Below are 16,627 nucleotides of genomic sequence, written 5' to 3'. Positions count from 1 at the left end.
GCCGGTCAACGTTGATCAGGCTGACGCTTTATCCCACCACAGCTTGTCCATCGCATAGTAGCGATCGCGCTGACTGACAGGCTGAGACAGATCGCGCTGCCACGGCTTATCCAGAATGTAATGCAGGTTCTTGACGTCGTCACATTCCCACAGTTTGTCATGCTGGAAACGCAGCGTTTTCAGGGCGTTGTAAACATAAGAGAGCGGCATCCACTGGCCTTTAAAGGCCTCGTTCAGCAAATCCTGCTCGGAAAAGGTGTACTCGCTCAGGTCATCGATAGCCGCAATGCGGGCTTCCAGTTTTTCAAACACGCCGTTATCGGGCTTCAGTACCAGAAAGCCGCCGTTGAGGTAGTCATCCAGATGCGCGGGTGGCGATTCCTCACGTTCCTGCCAGGTATAGTGACAGAATTCGGGTTGCCAGTTGTCAGGATAGGCGTCGATCTGGTTGGGATTGCAGCGGCAGGCATGACAGGCAGCAAGAAAGTTGTCACCGAGATCCAGTGAGAACAGTTCATCCATGTTCTGTAAGACCAGCATATCGGCATCCAGAAACACGACCCGCTGATAATCGGTCAACTGCCATGCACGCAGTTTGGTCCAGACTTCCCCGAAGCGTTCAGACGCATAGTGCGCGTTCAGATCGCTGTGCGGATAAAGTCCGTCAACACGATGGATCACACAGCCTTCATCTTCCAGTGCGGCGCAGTCTTGTGCATCAATGGCATCGGTTGCCATGACCACCAGTGGCCAGCGCGTTTTACTTTGCATCAGTGAACGGTGCAGCGCTTTCACGCCCACCAGATAATCCGGTTGCGTCAGTAAGGTTACCCAGGCAAACATATCATCCCTTATCGGTTTCATTAAACAGTGCGGTGGTGTAGTCGTTGCTAAGGCGGCTTTGCGGATCGCGCTGCTCCCGTAGGGCGCGGAAGGCTCCCCAGTGGGGATAGAGATCCTGCCAACGGTACAGCGAGGCATCATAATATTTGCCCCAGTGAGGACGACCGCCTTCTTCTGCCAGCAGTTTCTCCACCTCAGTTAAAAAGTGCAGGCCCGCTTCAGAAAGGGAACCGTCATCGGCGTAATACACCACAAAGCCAAAGAAGCAGGTGGGTTGGTCGAAGGCTGGGCTCAGCCAGGCCGATGAGGCACCGGTACAGCGCAGGATAATTGGATAGTGCATGTGCGGGCGATTTTCGGCATACCAGCGTTTAATCTTGCGGATAACCGCCGGTGTTTTTTCCAGCGGCACGCCGATCTCTACGTTGATCTGCGGCACGGCAATGCCGCGACAGAACAGCTGATAGATATCGCCGGTGACATCGGTAAAATCCCGAAAACGTGTCACGGTGCGGAACTGTTTGCCGCCTTTACCGTGAATCTGCGTGTCGCGATGCATATGTTCCAGCGTCTGATCGATGGTGTCGTTCAGGCTGTCATCACCTTCATCAGCGTGCTCCACGACTTCACGGCCATTCTTCTCATAATGCTGGATCTCGTCTTCACTGGCCTGATGCGCATTCCACACGTGCATCAGGTTGTCATCCACAAACCACCAGGCTTTGCTGAGTTCGTATTCGTCATTCCAGCGCAGCAAATCACTTTCCAGGTTATCTGCGGGAACCGCATTTTTATGGCAGGTGAAAATACGAAAAGGCTGGGTGCGCAAGGTGACCTCAGTGACGATGCCAAGCACGCCAAGGGAAACCTGCGCAGCAGCAAAATCCGCATCACCACGTGACAGCTCACGAACTGAACCGTCGCTCAGCACCATGCGGATGTGCTCAGCTTCATCGGCAATCGAACTCTGTTGCAGGCCCTGACCGTGGGTGCCGGTCGCCATTGCGCCCGCCAGCGTCTGTACGGAAATGACGCCGGGCGAAGAGGCGAGCATGCGATCCATGTCGGTCAAGGTGCTGTAGATGTCTTCCAGCGGTGTGGCAGCCGCGAAGGTCACGCTGTTCTCGTCGCTGCGGACAAGGCCGGTCAGCGCACTGAGATCCAGCAGCAACTCGTCCGGGTGCACGGACAACATTCTGCCAGGGGAATAGGTTTTGCCGGTCACGCGTACCTTGCCACTGGATTCACGCAATAACTGCTGAAGCGCGGCTTCATCAGCGGGGTGTTTTACCTGCTGACGCGTCCCAATTTGTGCATTTTGCGCCCAGTTCCAGACAGCATCATCGTGCGGATCAACGTGGGTCTGGCGTAGCGGATAAAGGTTGGCGTCTCTGCTCAAACTGCAGTCCTTAGTTAAGTGATATTAAAAATACCTCTTAAGCATAGACTATTGCTTTTTACGCCCGGGATGCTGGCCGCTAGCGACAGATATAACGCAGGGTGGCCGTGACCGCTAACTGGCGGTTACGACGGATAATGTCCGCTTCATCTTTGTCGGGGCTGAACAGAGTATTAAACGTGAACCGGTTCGATACCTGATGCACGCAGATACTGCTGATAAGGCGATGTACATCCAGCGTCTCGACTTCCTGAATAAACAGCCCCTGCTGCTGTCCCCGACTGAGGATGTCATCCAGCAGATCCAGCGCACTACGGTTCAGCTGGCCCAGGCGGGCTGACTGCGCGATATAGCGACCGCGGGACAGGTTTTCCATGCAGATCAGCCGAATAAAGTCTGGATGAGAAACATGGTAATCAAAACTGGCCTCAACCAGTTTGGTTATGGCCTGCTCAGGTTGCATTGCCGCCAGATTCAGGCCGGTTTCGTGTTCCCGGATCTGCTGATAAACCTGTTCCAGCACATCGATATAGAGCTGCTCTTTATTGCCAAAATGGTAAACCACCATGCGTTTGGTGGTCTGGGCATTCTCGGCAATCTGCTCCAGGCGAGCACCCTGCATACCAAATTCGGCAAAGGTTTTCAGTGCACCAGCCAGAATGCGTTTTTTAAGCCCTTCGGGATCGTTTTTGCGTTTCGTAGTGTCCGACATAGTGCTCAACGGGTTGCCTGATAACGAGAAAGTAAGAGGCTGATACTACCACAGCGAAACAATACTGTTGCGCCGACAGGGGAAAATCCCCCGGCCAATCAGGATTAATCAGTCTGTTCTGAGGTGCGTTCTCGATAAGGCAGCGGCACCTTTTCCCCTCTGACGTTATTGCTGCATTACAGCGTTTTTACGATCATACCGATGGCGGCCAGCAGCATAATCACGCCTACCACTTTGTACATTATCTGCAGCGATTGCGGGCTGGTCAGAAAAACCCGGATTTTCATCGCCGCCAATATAAACATTGCGCCGACAGCCAGTAATACCGCGGCGGTAACGGGCACCAGCACTGTCCCCCAAAATTTCAGTGAGATCGTCTCCAGGGAAATCACCAGCGGCAGTATTGCCAGATAAAAAGCAATCGTTTTGGGGTTACCCAGCGTAATACTCAGACCGGACAGCCAGGCTGAAGCCAGTTGCTGACGCGTCACTTTCTGGTCGATGTTGATTGCATGGGGTTGATAAGACCAAAACTGCCAGGCCAGAAAACCCAAATAAAGTGCAGCCGCCCAGTTAATCAGGGTAAAGAGAGCGGTATAGGTATGCGCGACCACGCCAAGGCCAAAAACGGCAAGGGTGAGATAAAACAGATCGCCCATTATCACGCCCGCCAGGGCGGCTAAGCCGGCCAGTGAACCGCCATTTAAGCTGCGCGCGACAATCGCCGTCATGCCCGGGCCAGGAATCGCGGCGGCCAGGCCAAGCGCCAAAACATAAGGCAGTAATTCTGCATTGGCAGGCATAGCATTTCCTTTCTTTAGATGACATGTATGCGTCTGTTCACGAGTCCTGTAGCCCTGACAGCACGCTCGCTCAGAGGCGAAGTAAAATGCCCTTATCCGCCTTACTTCGTTGCGTTTCATCCTGTCTGTAATGCATTCACCTCTCGCACCGCACACAACACAGGGTGAATACAGTATGCCGGAGCTGACCAGAAATGGGTTGTCTGAATCACGTCGATATGCCTTACTCTTTGCAAGAATTTACCTGTTTTATGCCTTAATCGGAAAGGAACTGACCTCTATGGCACTCGACAAGACAGAAATAAAAATTTTAAGCGTATTGCAGGGCGATGCGCGCATCACCAATCAGGAACTGGCCGATAAAATTGGCCTGTCCGCCTCACCGTGCTGGCGCAAAGTTCGCAAACTGGAAGAACAGGGCGTGATACAGGGCTATCGGGCGGTACTGGATCGAAAAAAAACCGGCTCTGGGGTAATGGTGTTTATTCGGGTGGTCATTGACTGTCACAGCGAAGCTGAAGCGGAAAAGTTTGAGCAGCAGGTGACCGCACTGGAGGACGTTGTGGCCTGCTACAGCATAGGCGGCGACGCTGACTTTCTGTTGCAGGTGGTGGCAACCGACCTCGACTCGTACGCCGATTTCGCCATGTCTGTCGTGCGCAGGCTGCCGCGTATCAAAGAGATGCAAAGCATGTTTGTCTTAAAGGAAATTAAACCTTTAACGACCTACCCGATTAAAAGCACATAATGAAACCATGGCTCTGGTAAATCCAGGTTCTGTTATCGCCTGGCCATCATACTCCGTATGGTGGCTCTATCCTGATGTCACGCCGATACGTTCCCGGCTTGCTCAACGGCCAAAAGCTCATGTAGTTTTAAAGCGGCCGGCCAATTTTTTTTGTACCTTTGATGTAGTTAAGGTTGTGATATTGGCCATTTGAATAAATCACAATGAACTTCCTCTGACCGACATAGGCTCCGTAACTGTTTTTAGCGTTAACCATGCCGGGAATGATCCAACCGAACATCAATTCTTCTTTATCTTCGGGAACATTCATGATCCATGAATATCCTCTATAGGGCTGGAAAAAACGATAATGGGCGCTATAGGGATCTTTTAGATGATAATAAAACGTATCTTTGACTAGCGTTTTATAGTTATTAGGCAGCGTGCCATAATTAGCGAACTGCACCTGTAACGGATCGGGTTCATGAGACCGTGCTACACATCCAGTTAGCAATACTGTTAAGGCAAAATAAAGAAAGCGCGTACTCATCAACTGCCTCTCAGTGGGGGGCATATTATAAATTTTTTATCAGCCAGAACACTAGCATCCCGATTGATTACCGATCTATAAACCATTGATAAACGAATTTTTTATTGATCAGTGCCCGTCTGGAAAGGGAAATGTATGGACGTTGCCCGTCGCGTGAAGGCAATCATGATCGATGTGTAAACAGTGAGGCCATCTGAAAGTGTTGCCTGCCAACATCAATCGGGTTTCAAGGTGCGTTAGCGATACCCCGCAAAAAGCCCGCTCAGGTTTCCCTGAGCGGGCTTCTCTAAATCTTGCTCCTCTCACCAGGATCGCCTTTGCCATTAACTGGCTGAATGACAAGCGAAACCGAAAAATGGCGGTTGTCAGGACCACCAGCACCCGTCACATTCGCCTTGTTTTCTCTCAACTGTTTAACACGGTACATTATTTTCATGAAAGTATTTGCATGTGATTTATATTTATTAATGCTTTTTTTTCACGAAAACAGTTTATTCAGATGTCTGAAAGGGCAACGTTAAAATATTTTGTATATCATTCGTAGTAAGTCACTATCCGTTGCCCACTCAGTTCATGGACACTAACCTTCATATCATAAAGTTGGCCGAGACGTTCAGCTCTAATAACCTGGTCAGGAGAACCCTCACAATATATTTTGCCTGCGGACATCGCAATAATGTGATCTGAATAGTACGAAGCAAAGTTGATATCATGAAGCACTAATACGACGGTTTTACCCAGATCGTCTGCTGCTCTTCGAAGAATCTTCATTGTAGCAGTAGCATGCTTGAGGTCTAAACTGTTCAGGGGTTCATCGAGTAACAGGTAATCGGTGTCCTGACACAGGACCATTGCAATAAAGGCGCGCTGGCGCTGTCCACCTGAAAGCTCGTCAAGGAAACAATCGCGCAACGATGTTATGTCCAGATACTCAAGTGCATGCTCAATATGCTCTCGATCATCTTGGGTGAAACGTCCTTTCGAGTGCGGGTAGCGGCCAAAAGCTACCAGGTCACTGACGGTCAGGCGCACGCTGGTATGGTTATCCTGGCGTAGAATTGCCAGACGTTGTGCAAGTATGTTCGTGGGCGTGTTAACGACATTCATCTCGTCAACCGTCACTGTTCCACTGGTTGCTGGCAATAACCTGCTAATGAGCATCATAAGTGTGGATTTACCTGCACCATTAGGACCGATGATGGATGTCAGTCCGCCTTTAGGTATACTCACTGAGACGTTGTCCACAGTCGTAATTGTGCCGTACCGTTTAGTGAGTGCGTGCGTTTTTATCATCGCGCCTTCTGCATGATTAATATAATGAAAGTAATACCGCCGAAGAACTCAATTATAATGCTCAGGCCGGTATTAAAGCCAAATAGCCTCTCCAGAACAAACTGCCCGCAGACCAGACACGTCATCGCGATCAGCACAGAGGCCGGTAGCATCAGAGCATGCCGCGCATTCCCGACAAAACGATAAGTTAGATTGGCTACCAGCAGGCCGAAGAAAGTAACCGGCCCAACCAATGCCGTAGAGACCGATACGAGGATGGCAATCATCATCAGGATGGCTCTAACCGTTCGTTTGTAATCAATGCCTAAATTGATCGCGGTGTCTCGCCCTAGCACCAACACATCAAAGCTGTGCCGCATTCTCCAGCCTATCAGCGAGACGCTAAGGACAAGTATTGCTGCTATGAATAGCAGGCTGGCGTCGATAAGATTGAAGCTTGCAAAGAGGCGGTCCTGCAGGACGGCGAATTCCCCCGGATTGATAACACGCTGCAGGAAATTTGACAGACTTCGCAGTAGCCCACCGAAAACGAGACCGGCCATCGCCAGAAACATCAGGTCTCTGCGCCCCCCGGCGAAGAGTCTGCTATAGAGCAGGGTTGCTGAACCGATCATGACGAATGTCTCGACTGCAAAACGTAGAAATGGGTTGATGGTAGCGTCGTGGACATAGCCTATGGTGAATGCCACTAAGGTCTGAATAAATACGTACAGTGCATCGAAACCCATGACGGATGGCGTCAGAATACGATTCTGGGTTATGGTCTGGAATAGCACAGTAGAGACGGCTATCGAATAACCAACTAACAAAAGCCCTGCGAGCTTTTGTGCACGAAGAGGTAGCACAAAAGACCAATGTCCTCCTGCACCGACTGTCATGAAAGCCACTGATAAGAGTAATGTCAGTGTAGCGAGCAAAATGATTACTATAACGGGTCTTATCTCTTGAGATTCAATCAAATCGTGCAGCTCCCCTTTTGAGGATGAAAAGGAAAATCACACTGCCAGCAATCCCTATGATGGGGCCCACTGGGATCTCGAAGGGTTGGTTTACGGAGCGACCTAGAATGTCGCAACTCAGTACGAAACCGGCGCCGAGAGTGGCGGTCCAGGGTACTGACCTGCGCAAATTATCGCCTATCATCATGCTGATGATATTTGGCACGACAAGACCGACAAAGGGAATTGCACCTACCGTCGCGACCACTGCAGCCGTTACGATTGAAACGATGACCAGCCCGGTAATGAGTGTCAGCCGATAGTTCAGGCCCAGGTTATTTGCGAAATTCTGTCCAAGTCCTGCCACAGTGAACCTGTCGGCTGCAATGTAAGCGAGGACGGCTGCGCCAAATGAGATCCACAGTAGTTCATAGCGGCCGCGCAGAACCGATGAAAAGTCCCCAGTAGACCAGGCTACGAGGGACTGAATAAGGTCGAAGCGGTAGGCAAGAAATGTCGCCATTGCATTGATTACGCCGCCGAGCATCAGGCCGACGAGCGGAACCATTAATGGCGAGCGCATGGGCGACAGTCGCAGGATGACAAGGAACAGCAGTGTTCCCAGAAGGGCGGTACAACATGCCACAAGCATGCGCGCGAGCACAGGCAGCCCGGGGGCCAGTAGCGCAGCCAGCAATAACCCAAGAGTGGCGGACTCAATCGTACCTGCTGTGCCAGGCTCCACGAATCGGTTTCGCGAAAGCATTTGCATGATCAGGCCAGCAACAGCCATGGAACTTCCAGCGAGGAGCAATGCAAGGGTCCTCGGAATGCGGCTAGCCAGCAGAATGCTTATAGTCGATGTCGTATTGCCTGCAAAAAGCGATACAGGCGAAGTTGTCGTCGCACCGATAAAGAGGCTAATAAGGGAAAGCAATCCGATAACGCTCAGTGCGATCAAAAGTCCTTTCACTGACGATTTGTCAACGTGCGCTGGAGACGTCATTTTGTCTTCGTTATTGCCAGGGAAACTTCATCAGCCATTGACTGAAGCGCAGTGAGTCCGTCGCCAACAATATACCATGCGACAGGATCAAGGTAGACAACGTGACCAGCCTTCCAGGCTTTAGTTTGACGCACCAGTTCATTATCCAGCAGCTGTTGGGCTGATGCTCCTTTTTCCCCTATGGCCGCGTCACGATCAATCACATAAAGCCAGTCAGGATTCGTTTCGAGAATGAACTCAGAGGATATCACCTGGCCGTGAGGGCCATCATCCAGTTTGCGCGTCACGGGTTGCACGCCAAAGTCGTTATAAAGTGTACCAAACCAAGAGTTTGGGCCGAGCGCCGCGATGCGTCCACCGCTGGTCATCACCAGCAGTCCTGTCCCCATTTTCGACGTTTGTGCTCGAAGTGCCTCTACTGTTGCACGTAGCTTGCTGGTACGACGGTCAACCTCGGCTTGCTTCCCAAATATTTCTCCAAGAAGCTGCGCATGCGATATGGCGCTGTCAACCCGGTGTTGAAAGTCAGGACTAAGGTCGATGGTAGGGGCGAGCTTTGCTAATTGGGTGTACTTGGGTGATGAACGTCCCCCCACGATGATCAGGTCAGGGGACAGCGCATTAAGTGCTTCGTAATCGGGCTCGAAAAGTGAACCAACCTTCCGGTAACGGCTTTCCCCAAATTTAGCGAGATAAGGGGGATAGTTGAGTGTGGGAACGCCAGCAACATCAACCCCTATCGTGGAAAGGGTATCTAGTGCAGCGATATCAAGTACAGCCACAACCCTGGGCTTGACCGGTACGCTGGTTATCCCCTGAGTATGATGAACGGTTATCGCTTCGGCTTGCAGCATGCTCGAAAAAAGAGCAAAGAATGTCAGTGAGATTATAGCCAGCGCATACTTCATGCCCACTACCACACTCGATGGGCGCGGATAATAACAGTTTGATATGAGTACAAGGACAGTCTGCCTGTTGAACATGCTGAATTTCCGTAATTGTCGGCGTCAACGCGCTGCACATCATGTCCATTGCATTGAACATCATAATAATGGGTTCGATATCGCCACAAGTTGTTAATTAGGGATATGACGGTTGCGCATACGATCAAAATAGACATGATCGCTAAAAATGATATGGATTTAAAGGTAAAGTGTCATTGCGCAATATAGCCAATCTGTTAACCAATTCAGCCAAAATTAATCGGATAATCTTTCTCACCAGGCGTGTTTTTTATCTATTTTAATAGCGGTCTCATGTGGGTGCTAAGTTATTAATAACGGGTGGCGGACTTTAATGCCAATTAATATCACGCTGGTTTTGTGAGCTAATCCCCAATAGTTTAATTTTTCAAAACTAAGATAATTTTGTGAGTATTTTTTTCAATGTTATTTAAACTGGAGCGATTTTATAAAAAAGAGAAGGGTGATTAACATGCAAAGAAAAATGAAAGCAATGGTTTATCACGGGAAAAATGATATTCGTGTTGAGGAAAGGGTTCGTCCAACGGTTATGGAAGCTACTGATGCCATTATTAAACTAACCAAAACGACAATCTGCGGGACTGACCCTGGTATATGGGAAGGAAAAAAACCGGAGACTGGCAAGCAGACGGACGGAGTGGTTCTGTGACCATGTTCTGTTGCGCTTGTGCCAGCTCAATGCAATGTGCTTAAACGTTTTTTCCGGTGAGCGGGCAGCTTTCCTGGCGATACGTTGCTGTGCTGGATTGATATTCTGCGCCAGCACCTTGCGTATGCCATCACGTTGCTGCCGGGCATAAGCCAGAGAAACATCGGGATAGGCACCTAAGCCGAGGCGGGATTCTTTACCATTGATACGATATTTGAGACACCAGAGACGTGAACCGGCTGGATTGACGAAAAGGGACAGGCCATGAGAATCGGAAACTTTGTAAGGTTTAGCGGATGGTTTTACGCTGCGGATTGTCGTGTCGTTCAGGGACGTAGAGTGGTTACGCCATTATCGAACTGAAATGACCCCAAATCAGACCACCAATCTTTCCCGATGCGGAGGGGAAAATGAAAATGCATCGGAAAGACTTTTCACGCTAACCTGTTGAATTTTAATCGTATAAAGATTCGGGAAGATGCATGAAAACATACATCTGGCTCCTCTGACTGGACTCGAACCAGTGACATACGGATTAACAGTCCGCCGTTCTACCGACTGAACTACAGAGGAATCGTGCTACAGGGCGCATACTAATGGAGTCAGGATGCTGAGTCAAAGCGGTTTTACCGGCTTCTGAACCCTTTGCTGAAGGTTTCAACAGCCTGGTTATTTCGCCCGCAATAGTCCCTTTGTAAGGTTCCATTTAAGCATTCGTTCAATCGCCTTTCAGATACATGACCTGGCCCTTAACGGATGAGGGCAGGGCGTTGGTGCGCGCGGTGATATTCGCGCCGCTTGTGCCGTGATAAGCAGCAGCTATGGTTAAAAGGGTGCATAACCTTATCACGGAGAGGCGAATGAACGAGCAACTGAAAGCGCAGATAGCCGCAAGGCTGGCGGTAACGGCCGGACAACGACAGCAGACACGCACAGCGCTCAGCCAGGGCCAGCAGGCGGAGCCGGATCAACGACGCGCGCAACGCTATGCGTTTCAGCAACGCGCCCGCCAGAGTGTCATCATCGGCACGAACGATCTGCTACCGGTATCTTTTTTGCAGCAAGGATTGCGCGCGGCCAAAGCCGTGGCGCTGGTCAGAGAAGATGGCGTGCCGAAAGGCAGTGGATTTCTCACCCACGGCAACCTCTTTGTGACTAACCATCATCTGCTGTCTGACCCCGCGGCATCAGGCCGTATTACACTTCAGTTCGGCTACCGTCAGGGCGAGGCGGACGAGCTTATTCAGGGGCGTCTTTATAGCGTAGATGCAGAACGCTTTTGGCTTACCAGTCCGACGGACGCCTTTGACTGCACGCTAGTCGCGCTGGGAGAAGCGCTTAACGACAGCGCTGAGAATCCGTTGCCGCTGGCGCTTAACGATCGCAACGATAAACATGCACTGGGCATCAGCCTTAATCTGATCCATCACCCGGCTGGTGCGCCACAGCAAATTACGCTGCGCAATAATGCGCTGTTAGCCCGTCACGAACAGTTTCTACACTACGAGGCCGACAGCGAAGGCGGCTCGTCGGGTGCGCCGGTATTCAACGATGGCTGGCAACTGGTGGCACTCCATCATGGCGGTGTTGAAGATAACGGGAAATGGGTTAACGAAGGTATACGCATCAGCGCGCTCACTGACTGGCTGAAAGGCGAACTGCCGACGCTGCCTGCTGACCGGCAGGCAATCCTGATGCAGGCACTCAAGGCTGAACCCGCACCGGACTACGCGCTTCCAGGTGCCGCCGCGCCGGACGAAAATTATCGTAACCGCGACGGTTTTCAGGCGGACTTTCTGGCTGATACCCACATCGATATGGCCGCGATTATCGCCCCGCGTTCCGGTGAAGTCGCGCCCCTGCGTGACGGGCGCAACGGCGCTGAGGCAAGGCTGGATTACGAACACTTTTCCCTGCTGATGAATGCTGAACGCAAGCTGGCATTTTTCACCGCCACCAATATTGATGGCGCGCGCTATATCAACATTGACCGTGGCAGCGGGCAGCCTTCTCTGCTCCCCGAAGGCGATCGCTGGTCTGAAGACAGCCGCATCGACAGCCGCTACGTTACCGGGCAGTCGTTCTATAGTGCGTTCAGCCGCTGGTTCGACCGCGGTCATCTTACTCGCCGCAGCGATCCCACCTGGGGCACGGCGGCCGAGGCGGTGCGCGCCAACAAAGATACGTTTCATTTTACCAACTGCTCACCGCAGCATTTTCGCTTTAACCAGAGCGTACAGTACTGGCAAGGCGTCGAGCGCTATATCCTGGAATATGGCGTGCTCAAGACCAAACAGCAGATTAGCGTGCTGACCGGACCGATACTTAACGATCAACATCGGCAATATGGAGAGTTACAGGTGCCGCTGATGTTCTGGAAAGTGGTTCTGCGCATCGGGCCACAGGGCAAACCGCAGGCGACCGCCTTGCTGGTCAGTCAGGATAAGTTGCTGGATGAGCCGCGCCGCGTGTTGCCTTCCTTGCAGCCGGAAGCGGTGCCGCAGGTGGACGAATACCGTGTCTCTGTCCGCTCGCTGGAAACGCTGGCCGGGCTTGATTTCAGTGCTTTCCGCGACTGGGACAGCTGGCAGCCAGATGCCAGTCTGCTGGCCGAGCCTGTGCAGGCCAAACTGATTATGACGTGGGCAGAGGTGTTGTAATCGCGAAGGAAAGGTTGCGCGTCAGGCTGACTATGACATCGCCATGACGCGTTAAGCTTTCTCGTGAAATGCGCAATGACGGGCTGTGTGACCTGCAGATTATTGATGGTCATCCTTTACACCCCAATAAGGTTTTTTGGTCGTCACCGCCCTTCAGAACACGGTTGGCTTTGAAACGGATGAGGCATTCCCAAGGCTATTGAAGGCTGTGCAGCCCGTCTGCACCCTGATATTCCACCCGGTTCTTTCATCATCAATTGCCATGTGGCGCGACCAGCTCACCCGTTCTGATTTTTCAGGCGATTGAAAAGGCCAGTGACAGGCACACCACCCGTATTTTCTCTGTCGCGTACCTTGCGTCGGTCCTGGCACCAGGCAGCCTTCTTCATTCAGTAAAATGGCGTAGCCGTAATGCACGCCTGCCCGGCCTCTCAATTCTGTTTCAGCGCTATTTTTCGTTTCGGCACTATCTCCTCCAGAAGCGGCGCAGGCTCAATTCCCAGCAGCCGTGCCACATGGACGAACTCGATCACATCTAATCGCCGCTCACCACTTTCAATCTTAGCGATAAAGGATTGGGGTTTATTGAGCGCATCCGCCAGCCGCTGCTGGGTAATGCCTTTCGCTACTCTTGCATCACGTAATGCTTTAACAACGCGTTGATATTCTTCTGTATAGATAGTCGACATCGTTTTATCTCGATCTTTATCCCAAAATGGGATTATACGATGCGTTTGCATAACGCGGAGTGAGCAGGATGGAAAATCAGGACTGGCATCCGGCAGATATCATCGCGGGAATAAAGAAACAAGAGACAGCGCTGTCGCGCAAGGCGGGTTTGGCCTTATCCACATTGGCCAATGCACTCACGCGGCCCTGGCCGAAAGGGGAAAGCCTTATTGCGGCTGCGTTAGGGGTTAAACCGGAAAAGATTTGGCGATCGCGCTATTCCCATGCAGCCGTCTTACCGGGCGACGCCACAAACGCTAACCCCCAGCAAGCAAAAAGCCCGCTCAGGTTTCCCTGAGCGGGCTTTTCAAAATCTGGCTCCTCTGACTGGACTCGAACCAGTGACATACGGATTAACAGTCCGCCGTTCTACCGACTGAACTACAGAGGAATTGTTGGAACGGGGCGAATAGTAGCGGCGTCAGTTCGGGATGTCAAAGCACTCTTTCATCGTTTGCGTTCAAGTGCTCGTAAAAGCAGCGCTTTGGCGAATATCAGACACATTCGCTTGCTTTTCAAACTGCTAACAGGATCTCACTTTAAACCCATTTCTCAGTAGATGTTAGACGCATGTCAAAGTTTTGTTATTTGACGATATCAAAACACTTGTTTCAGTGCTTTTATGATAAAAATTTCAAAAACAAAATATATGGAATAAATAAACTGTTCGGCGCGGGAAAGTGGGATGGACGTGCCAGCGTAAAGAGGGTGTCTCATCCTTATTTAGTAAAATCATGTAGATAAGAAAAGTAATGGTGGATTGAAAAAAAGCATTAACGGAGTTGCCTTACCTCAAATTTTCCATAAAAACGCCAGCGAAGCGGCTCGAATGTAAAAAATATTTTTCATTCAAAGCGTTATTCGCTAGCAAGTTAACAAATAAGAAGGGTCCCTATGAACATCAAAAAAACGATTGTTGCCTCACTGTTAGCCTGCATGTTGCCCGCCGCTGCGATGGCGAAAGATATTTCCGTGGGTGTTTCTATGGCGGTATTTGATGACAACTTTCTGACGATTGTGCGTAACGCCGTACAAAATGAGATGAAAAAAGATGGCGTAAAAGGCCAGATCGAAGATGCCAAAGGCGATGTGGCCCAGCAGCTCCAGCAAGTACAGAACTTTATTGGACAGGGCGTCGACGCCATTATTGTTAACCCAGTCGACACTGACGCCGTAAAACCGATTATCGATCAGGCGTCCAAGGCCGGTGTGGCATTGGTATTCGTAAACCGTAAACCGCAGGCCCAGTTAGGCGACAAAATGGCTTTTGTAGGCTCCGACTCTGAACTGGCGGGCCGTTTGCAGATGGAAGCCCTGGCGAAGGCCATGAACGGTAAGGGCAATGTTGCCATCTTATTAGGTGATCTGGCTAACGAATCAACCCGCGAACGCACCAAAGGTGTGGAAGCCGTAGTGGCGAAATACCCGAATATTAAAGTGGTGCAAAAGCAGACGGCGAAATTCAGCCGTAACGATGCGGTAGATGTCGTGAGCAACTGGATGACCGCTGGCGATGATATCAATGCCATCGCGTCAAACAACGATGAAATGGCGATTGGTGCCATTCAGGCATTAGGCAAGAACGATAAACACATTCTGGTAGCAGGCGTGGATGGCACACCGGATGCGTTGCAGATGATCAAGAACGGCAAGATGGTGGCCAGCGTATTCCAGGATGCAAAAGGGCAGGGTGAAGGCGCTGTTCAGACCGCCATCAAGCTGGCAAACGGTGAAAAAGTGCAGAAGATTGTCGATATCCCGTTCCAGCTGATCACCAAAGACAACTACACCAAATACACCACTATGAACCAAAAATAAACGTCTGAACCCGTAGTACGGAGGTGATGTATGACCGCTTTTGCGCTTGAAGCCGAAGGCATCAGCAAGTTCTTTCCGGGTGTGAAGGCACTGGATAATGTGTCGCTGCGCGTACGTTCCGGAACGGTACATGCTTTGATGGGTGAAAATGGCGCGGGCAAATCCACTTTAATGAAGTGCCTGATCGGGATTTACCGTCCCGATCAGGGCACCATCAAGATTAAAGGGGAGCCAGTGCAATTCAGGGACACGATGGATGCGTTACGGTCCGGTGTTTCAATGATCCATCAGGAACTGAATCTGGTGCCGCACATGACCGTGGCTGAAAATATCTGGCTTGGACGGGAGCCGGTTAAATTTGGCTTTGTCGACCATGCCCAGTTGAATAAAGAAACCCAGGCGCTGCTTAACCGGCTAAATATCAAACTGAAAGCCGACCGCATGGTAGGCGAACTGAGCATTGCCTCACAGCAGATGGTGGAAATTGCCAAAGCGGTGTCCTGGAATGCCGACATTGTCATTATGGACGAACCCACCTCTGCGCTGACGGAAACCGAAGTCGCACATTTATTTACCATCATTCGCGATCTGCGCGAGCAGGGTAAAGCCATCGTTTATATCAGTCACAAAATGGATGAGATCTTTGCCATCACGGATGAGATTAGTGTGTTTCGTGACGGCAGTTGGGTAGGCAGTGACAGTACCAGTGCGTTCACGCGCCAGTCTCTGATTACCAAAATGGTCGGGCGTGAGCTGACACAGCTTTTCCCGAAATTCAATAATGCCATCGGGGAAGAGGTGCTGACCGTTCGTCATCTGAGCTGCAAAGACCGCTTTACCGACATCAGTTTCGGTGTGCGCCGGGGAGAAATTCTCGGTGTGGCAGGCCTGGTCGGTGCCGGGCGCAGCGAAGTGATGGAAAGCCTGTTTGGCATGGCGCATTTTGACAGCGGCGAAATTCTGATTGACGGCATCCCGGCGAATATTGACTCACCCTCGGTCGCAATCGAAAAGGGCATGGCGTTTTTGACCGAGGATCGTAAAAAGTCAGGATTGTTTTTGGTGTTATCGGTGCTGGAGAACATGAGCATTGTCAATATGCCGGAATACAGCGGTAAAAGCGGCTTTGTCAGCCATGTCAAAATGGCTCAGGACTGCATGGATCAAATCCGCCGTCTGAATATCAAAACCCCTACCATGGATCAAATCATCAATAACCTGAGCGGCGGCAATCAGCAGAAAGTCTTGATCGCCCGTTGGCTGCTGGCCCAACCGAAAATCCTGATCCTGGATGAGCCAACGCGAGGAATCGATGTGGGGGCAAAAGCCGAAATTTATCGTTTGATTAGTGAGCTTGCCAACCGTGGAGTCGCCATCATTATGGTGTCCTCAGAGCTGCCGGAGATTCTGGGCATGAGTGATCGCATCATGGTGATGCATGGTGGGCGCATTACCGGCATCCTCGATAAAGAAGAGGCCGATCAGGAAACTATTTTGTCGTTAGCATCCGAATGAGG

General features: G+C 51.0%; 16 protein-coding genes, 2 tRNA genes and 1 pseudogene. 6 read left to right on the top strand and 13 right to left on the bottom strand.

From position 1 onward, the window contains the following. Positions 1-15: 15 nt before the first annotated feature. The 4 genes from CMR03_RS03395 to CMR03_RS03380 all read right to left on the bottom strand — a co-directional run bounded on the left by CMR03_RS03395 (position 16) and on the right by CMR03_RS03380 (position 3,757). Complete coding sequence (locus tag CMR03_RS03395) at positions 16-843, bottom strand: glycosyltransferase family 8 protein (RefSeq protein WP_063880120.1); 828 nt, start codon at positions 841-843, stop codon at positions 16-18. Position 844: 1 nt separating this feature from the next. Continuing rightward, positions 845-2,242 (bottom strand): D-arabinono-1,4-lactone oxidase, encoded by a 1,398-nt coding sequence (locus tag CMR03_RS03390; RefSeq protein WP_096010775.1) that lies wholly within the window; start codon positions 2,240-2,242, stop codon positions 845-847. Positions 2,243-2,321: 79 nt separating this feature from the next. Then, positions 2,322-2,954, bottom strand: a complete 633-nt coding sequence (locus tag CMR03_RS03385) for a TetR/AcrR family transcriptional regulator (protein ID WP_063880118.1) — start codon at positions 2,952-2,954, stop codon at positions 2,322-2,324. 176 nt (positions 2,955-3,130) lie between these two features. Further along, the gene (locus CMR03_RS03380) at positions 3,131-3,757 is read right to left on the bottom strand and encodes a LysE family translocator (protein WP_063880117.1); all 627 of its coding nucleotides are present in this window, start codon (positions 3,755-3,757) and stop codon (positions 3,131-3,133) included. 280 nt (positions 3,758-4,037) lie between these two features. Between CMR03_RS03380 and CMR03_RS03375 the strand changes: the two genes are divergently transcribed. After that, a complete protein-coding gene (locus tag CMR03_RS03375; protein ID WP_063881208.1) occupies positions 4,038-4,505 on the top strand; it encodes an Lrp/AsnC family transcriptional regulator in 468 nt (155 codons plus the stop codon). A 127-nt stretch (positions 4,506-4,632) separates the two neighbouring features. Here the strand turns inward: CMR03_RS03375 and CMR03_RS03370 are convergent, their stop codons facing one another. From CMR03_RS03370 to CMR03_RS03350, 5 genes are all read right to left on the bottom strand, one after another. Further along, positions 4,633-5,034, bottom strand: coding sequence for a hypothetical protein (locus CMR03_RS03370; protein ID WP_063880116.1), 402 nt, complete (start codon positions 5,032-5,034; stop codon positions 4,633-4,635). Between the two features lie 534 nt (positions 5,035-5,568). Next, a complete protein-coding gene (locus CMR03_RS03365) occupies positions 5,569-6,327 on the bottom strand; it encodes an iron ABC transporter ATP-binding protein (RefSeq protein WP_063880115.1) in 759 nt (252 codons plus the stop codon). Next, positions 6,324-7,286, bottom strand: coding sequence for an iron chelate uptake ABC transporter family permease subunit (locus CMR03_RS03360; RefSeq protein WP_208625003.1), 963 nt, complete (start codon positions 7,284-7,286; stop codon positions 6,324-6,326). Before CMR03_RS03360 ends, CMR03_RS03365 begins: the two co-directional genes overlap by 4 nt. Further along, a complete protein-coding gene (locus tag CMR03_RS03355) occupies positions 7,279-8,238 on the bottom strand; it encodes an ABC transporter permease (protein ID WP_063881205.1) in 960 nt (319 codons plus the stop codon). The genes CMR03_RS03360 and CMR03_RS03355 overlap by 8 nt, the downstream gene beginning before the upstream one ends. A 29-nt stretch (positions 8,239-8,267) precedes the next feature. After that, the gene (locus CMR03_RS03350) at positions 8,268-9,179 is read right to left on the bottom strand and encodes a siderophore ABC transporter substrate-binding protein (RefSeq protein ID WP_164484296.1); all 912 of its coding nucleotides are present in this window, start codon (positions 9,177-9,179) and stop codon (positions 8,268-8,270) included. 526 nt (positions 9,180-9,705) lie between these two features. Between CMR03_RS03350 and CMR03_RS03345 the strand changes: the two genes are divergently transcribed. Further along, complete coding sequence (locus CMR03_RS03345; protein ID WP_244181329.1) at positions 9,706-9,903, top strand: alanine acetyltransferase; 198 nt, start codon at positions 9,706-9,708, stop codon at positions 9,901-9,903. On the opposite strand, the pseudogene CMR03_RS03340 reads toward CMR03_RS03345, so the two are convergent. Both CMR03_RS03340 and CMR03_RS03335 read right to left on the bottom strand, forming a co-directional pair. Then, a pseudogene (locus tag CMR03_RS03340) lies at positions 9,850-10,233 on the bottom strand (Arm DNA-binding domain-containing protein); the annotation flags it as partial. The gene CMR03_RS03345 and the pseudogene CMR03_RS03340 sit on opposite strands and share 54 nt — an antisense overlap. A 167-nt stretch (positions 10,234-10,400) precedes the next feature. After that, positions 10,401-10,476: transfer RNA gene (locus CMR03_RS03335), tRNA-Asn, on the bottom strand. A 287-nt stretch (positions 10,477-10,763) separates the two neighbouring features. On the opposite strand from CMR03_RS03335, the gene CMR03_RS03330 reads away from it, so the two are divergent. Further along, the gene (locus CMR03_RS03330; RefSeq protein WP_096010773.1) at positions 10,764-12,563 is read left to right on the top strand and encodes a DNA/RNA non-specific endonuclease; all 1,800 of its coding nucleotides are present in this window, start codon (positions 10,764-10,766) and stop codon (positions 12,561-12,563) included. Between the two features lie 431 nt (positions 12,564-12,994). On the opposite strand, the gene CMR03_RS03325 is transcribed toward CMR03_RS03330, so the two are convergent. Next, positions 12,995-13,252, bottom strand: coding sequence for a helix-turn-helix domain-containing protein (locus CMR03_RS03325; RefSeq protein WP_096010772.1), 258 nt, complete (start codon positions 13,250-13,252; stop codon positions 12,995-12,997). Positions 13,253-13,320: 68 nt separating this feature from the next. Between CMR03_RS03325 and CMR03_RS03320 the strand changes: the two genes are divergently transcribed. Beyond that, complete coding sequence (locus CMR03_RS03320; protein ID WP_096010771.1) at positions 13,321-13,590, top strand: helix-turn-helix domain-containing protein; 270 nt, start codon at positions 13,321-13,323, stop codon at positions 13,588-13,590. 17 nt (positions 13,591-13,607) lie between these two features. Here the strand turns inward: CMR03_RS03320 and CMR03_RS03315 are convergent. Further along, positions 13,608-13,683: transfer RNA gene (locus CMR03_RS03315), tRNA-Asn, on the bottom strand. Positions 13,684-14,186: 503 nt separating this feature from the next. Here CMR03_RS03315 and CMR03_RS03310 point away from each other — a divergent pair. Then, positions 14,187-15,110: a sugar ABC transporter substrate-binding protein gene (locus CMR03_RS03310; RefSeq protein WP_063880111.1), complete on the top strand. Its 924-nt coding sequence runs from the start codon at positions 14,187-14,189 to the stop codon at positions 15,108-15,110. A 30-nt stretch (positions 15,111-15,140) separates the two neighbouring features. Continuing rightward, positions 15,141-16,625, top strand: a complete 1,485-nt coding sequence (locus CMR03_RS03305) for a sugar ABC transporter ATP-binding protein (RefSeq protein WP_063880110.1) — start codon at positions 15,141-15,143, stop codon at positions 16,623-16,625. Positions 16,626-16,627: the final 2 nt, after the last annotated feature.

It is taken from the genome of Pantoea allii (genome assembly GCF_002307475.1).
GTDB lineage: Bacteria > Pseudomonadota > Gammaproteobacteria > Enterobacterales > Enterobacteriaceae > Pantoea > Pantoea allii.
This window is presented reverse-complemented; position numbering and strand designations above follow the sequence as displayed.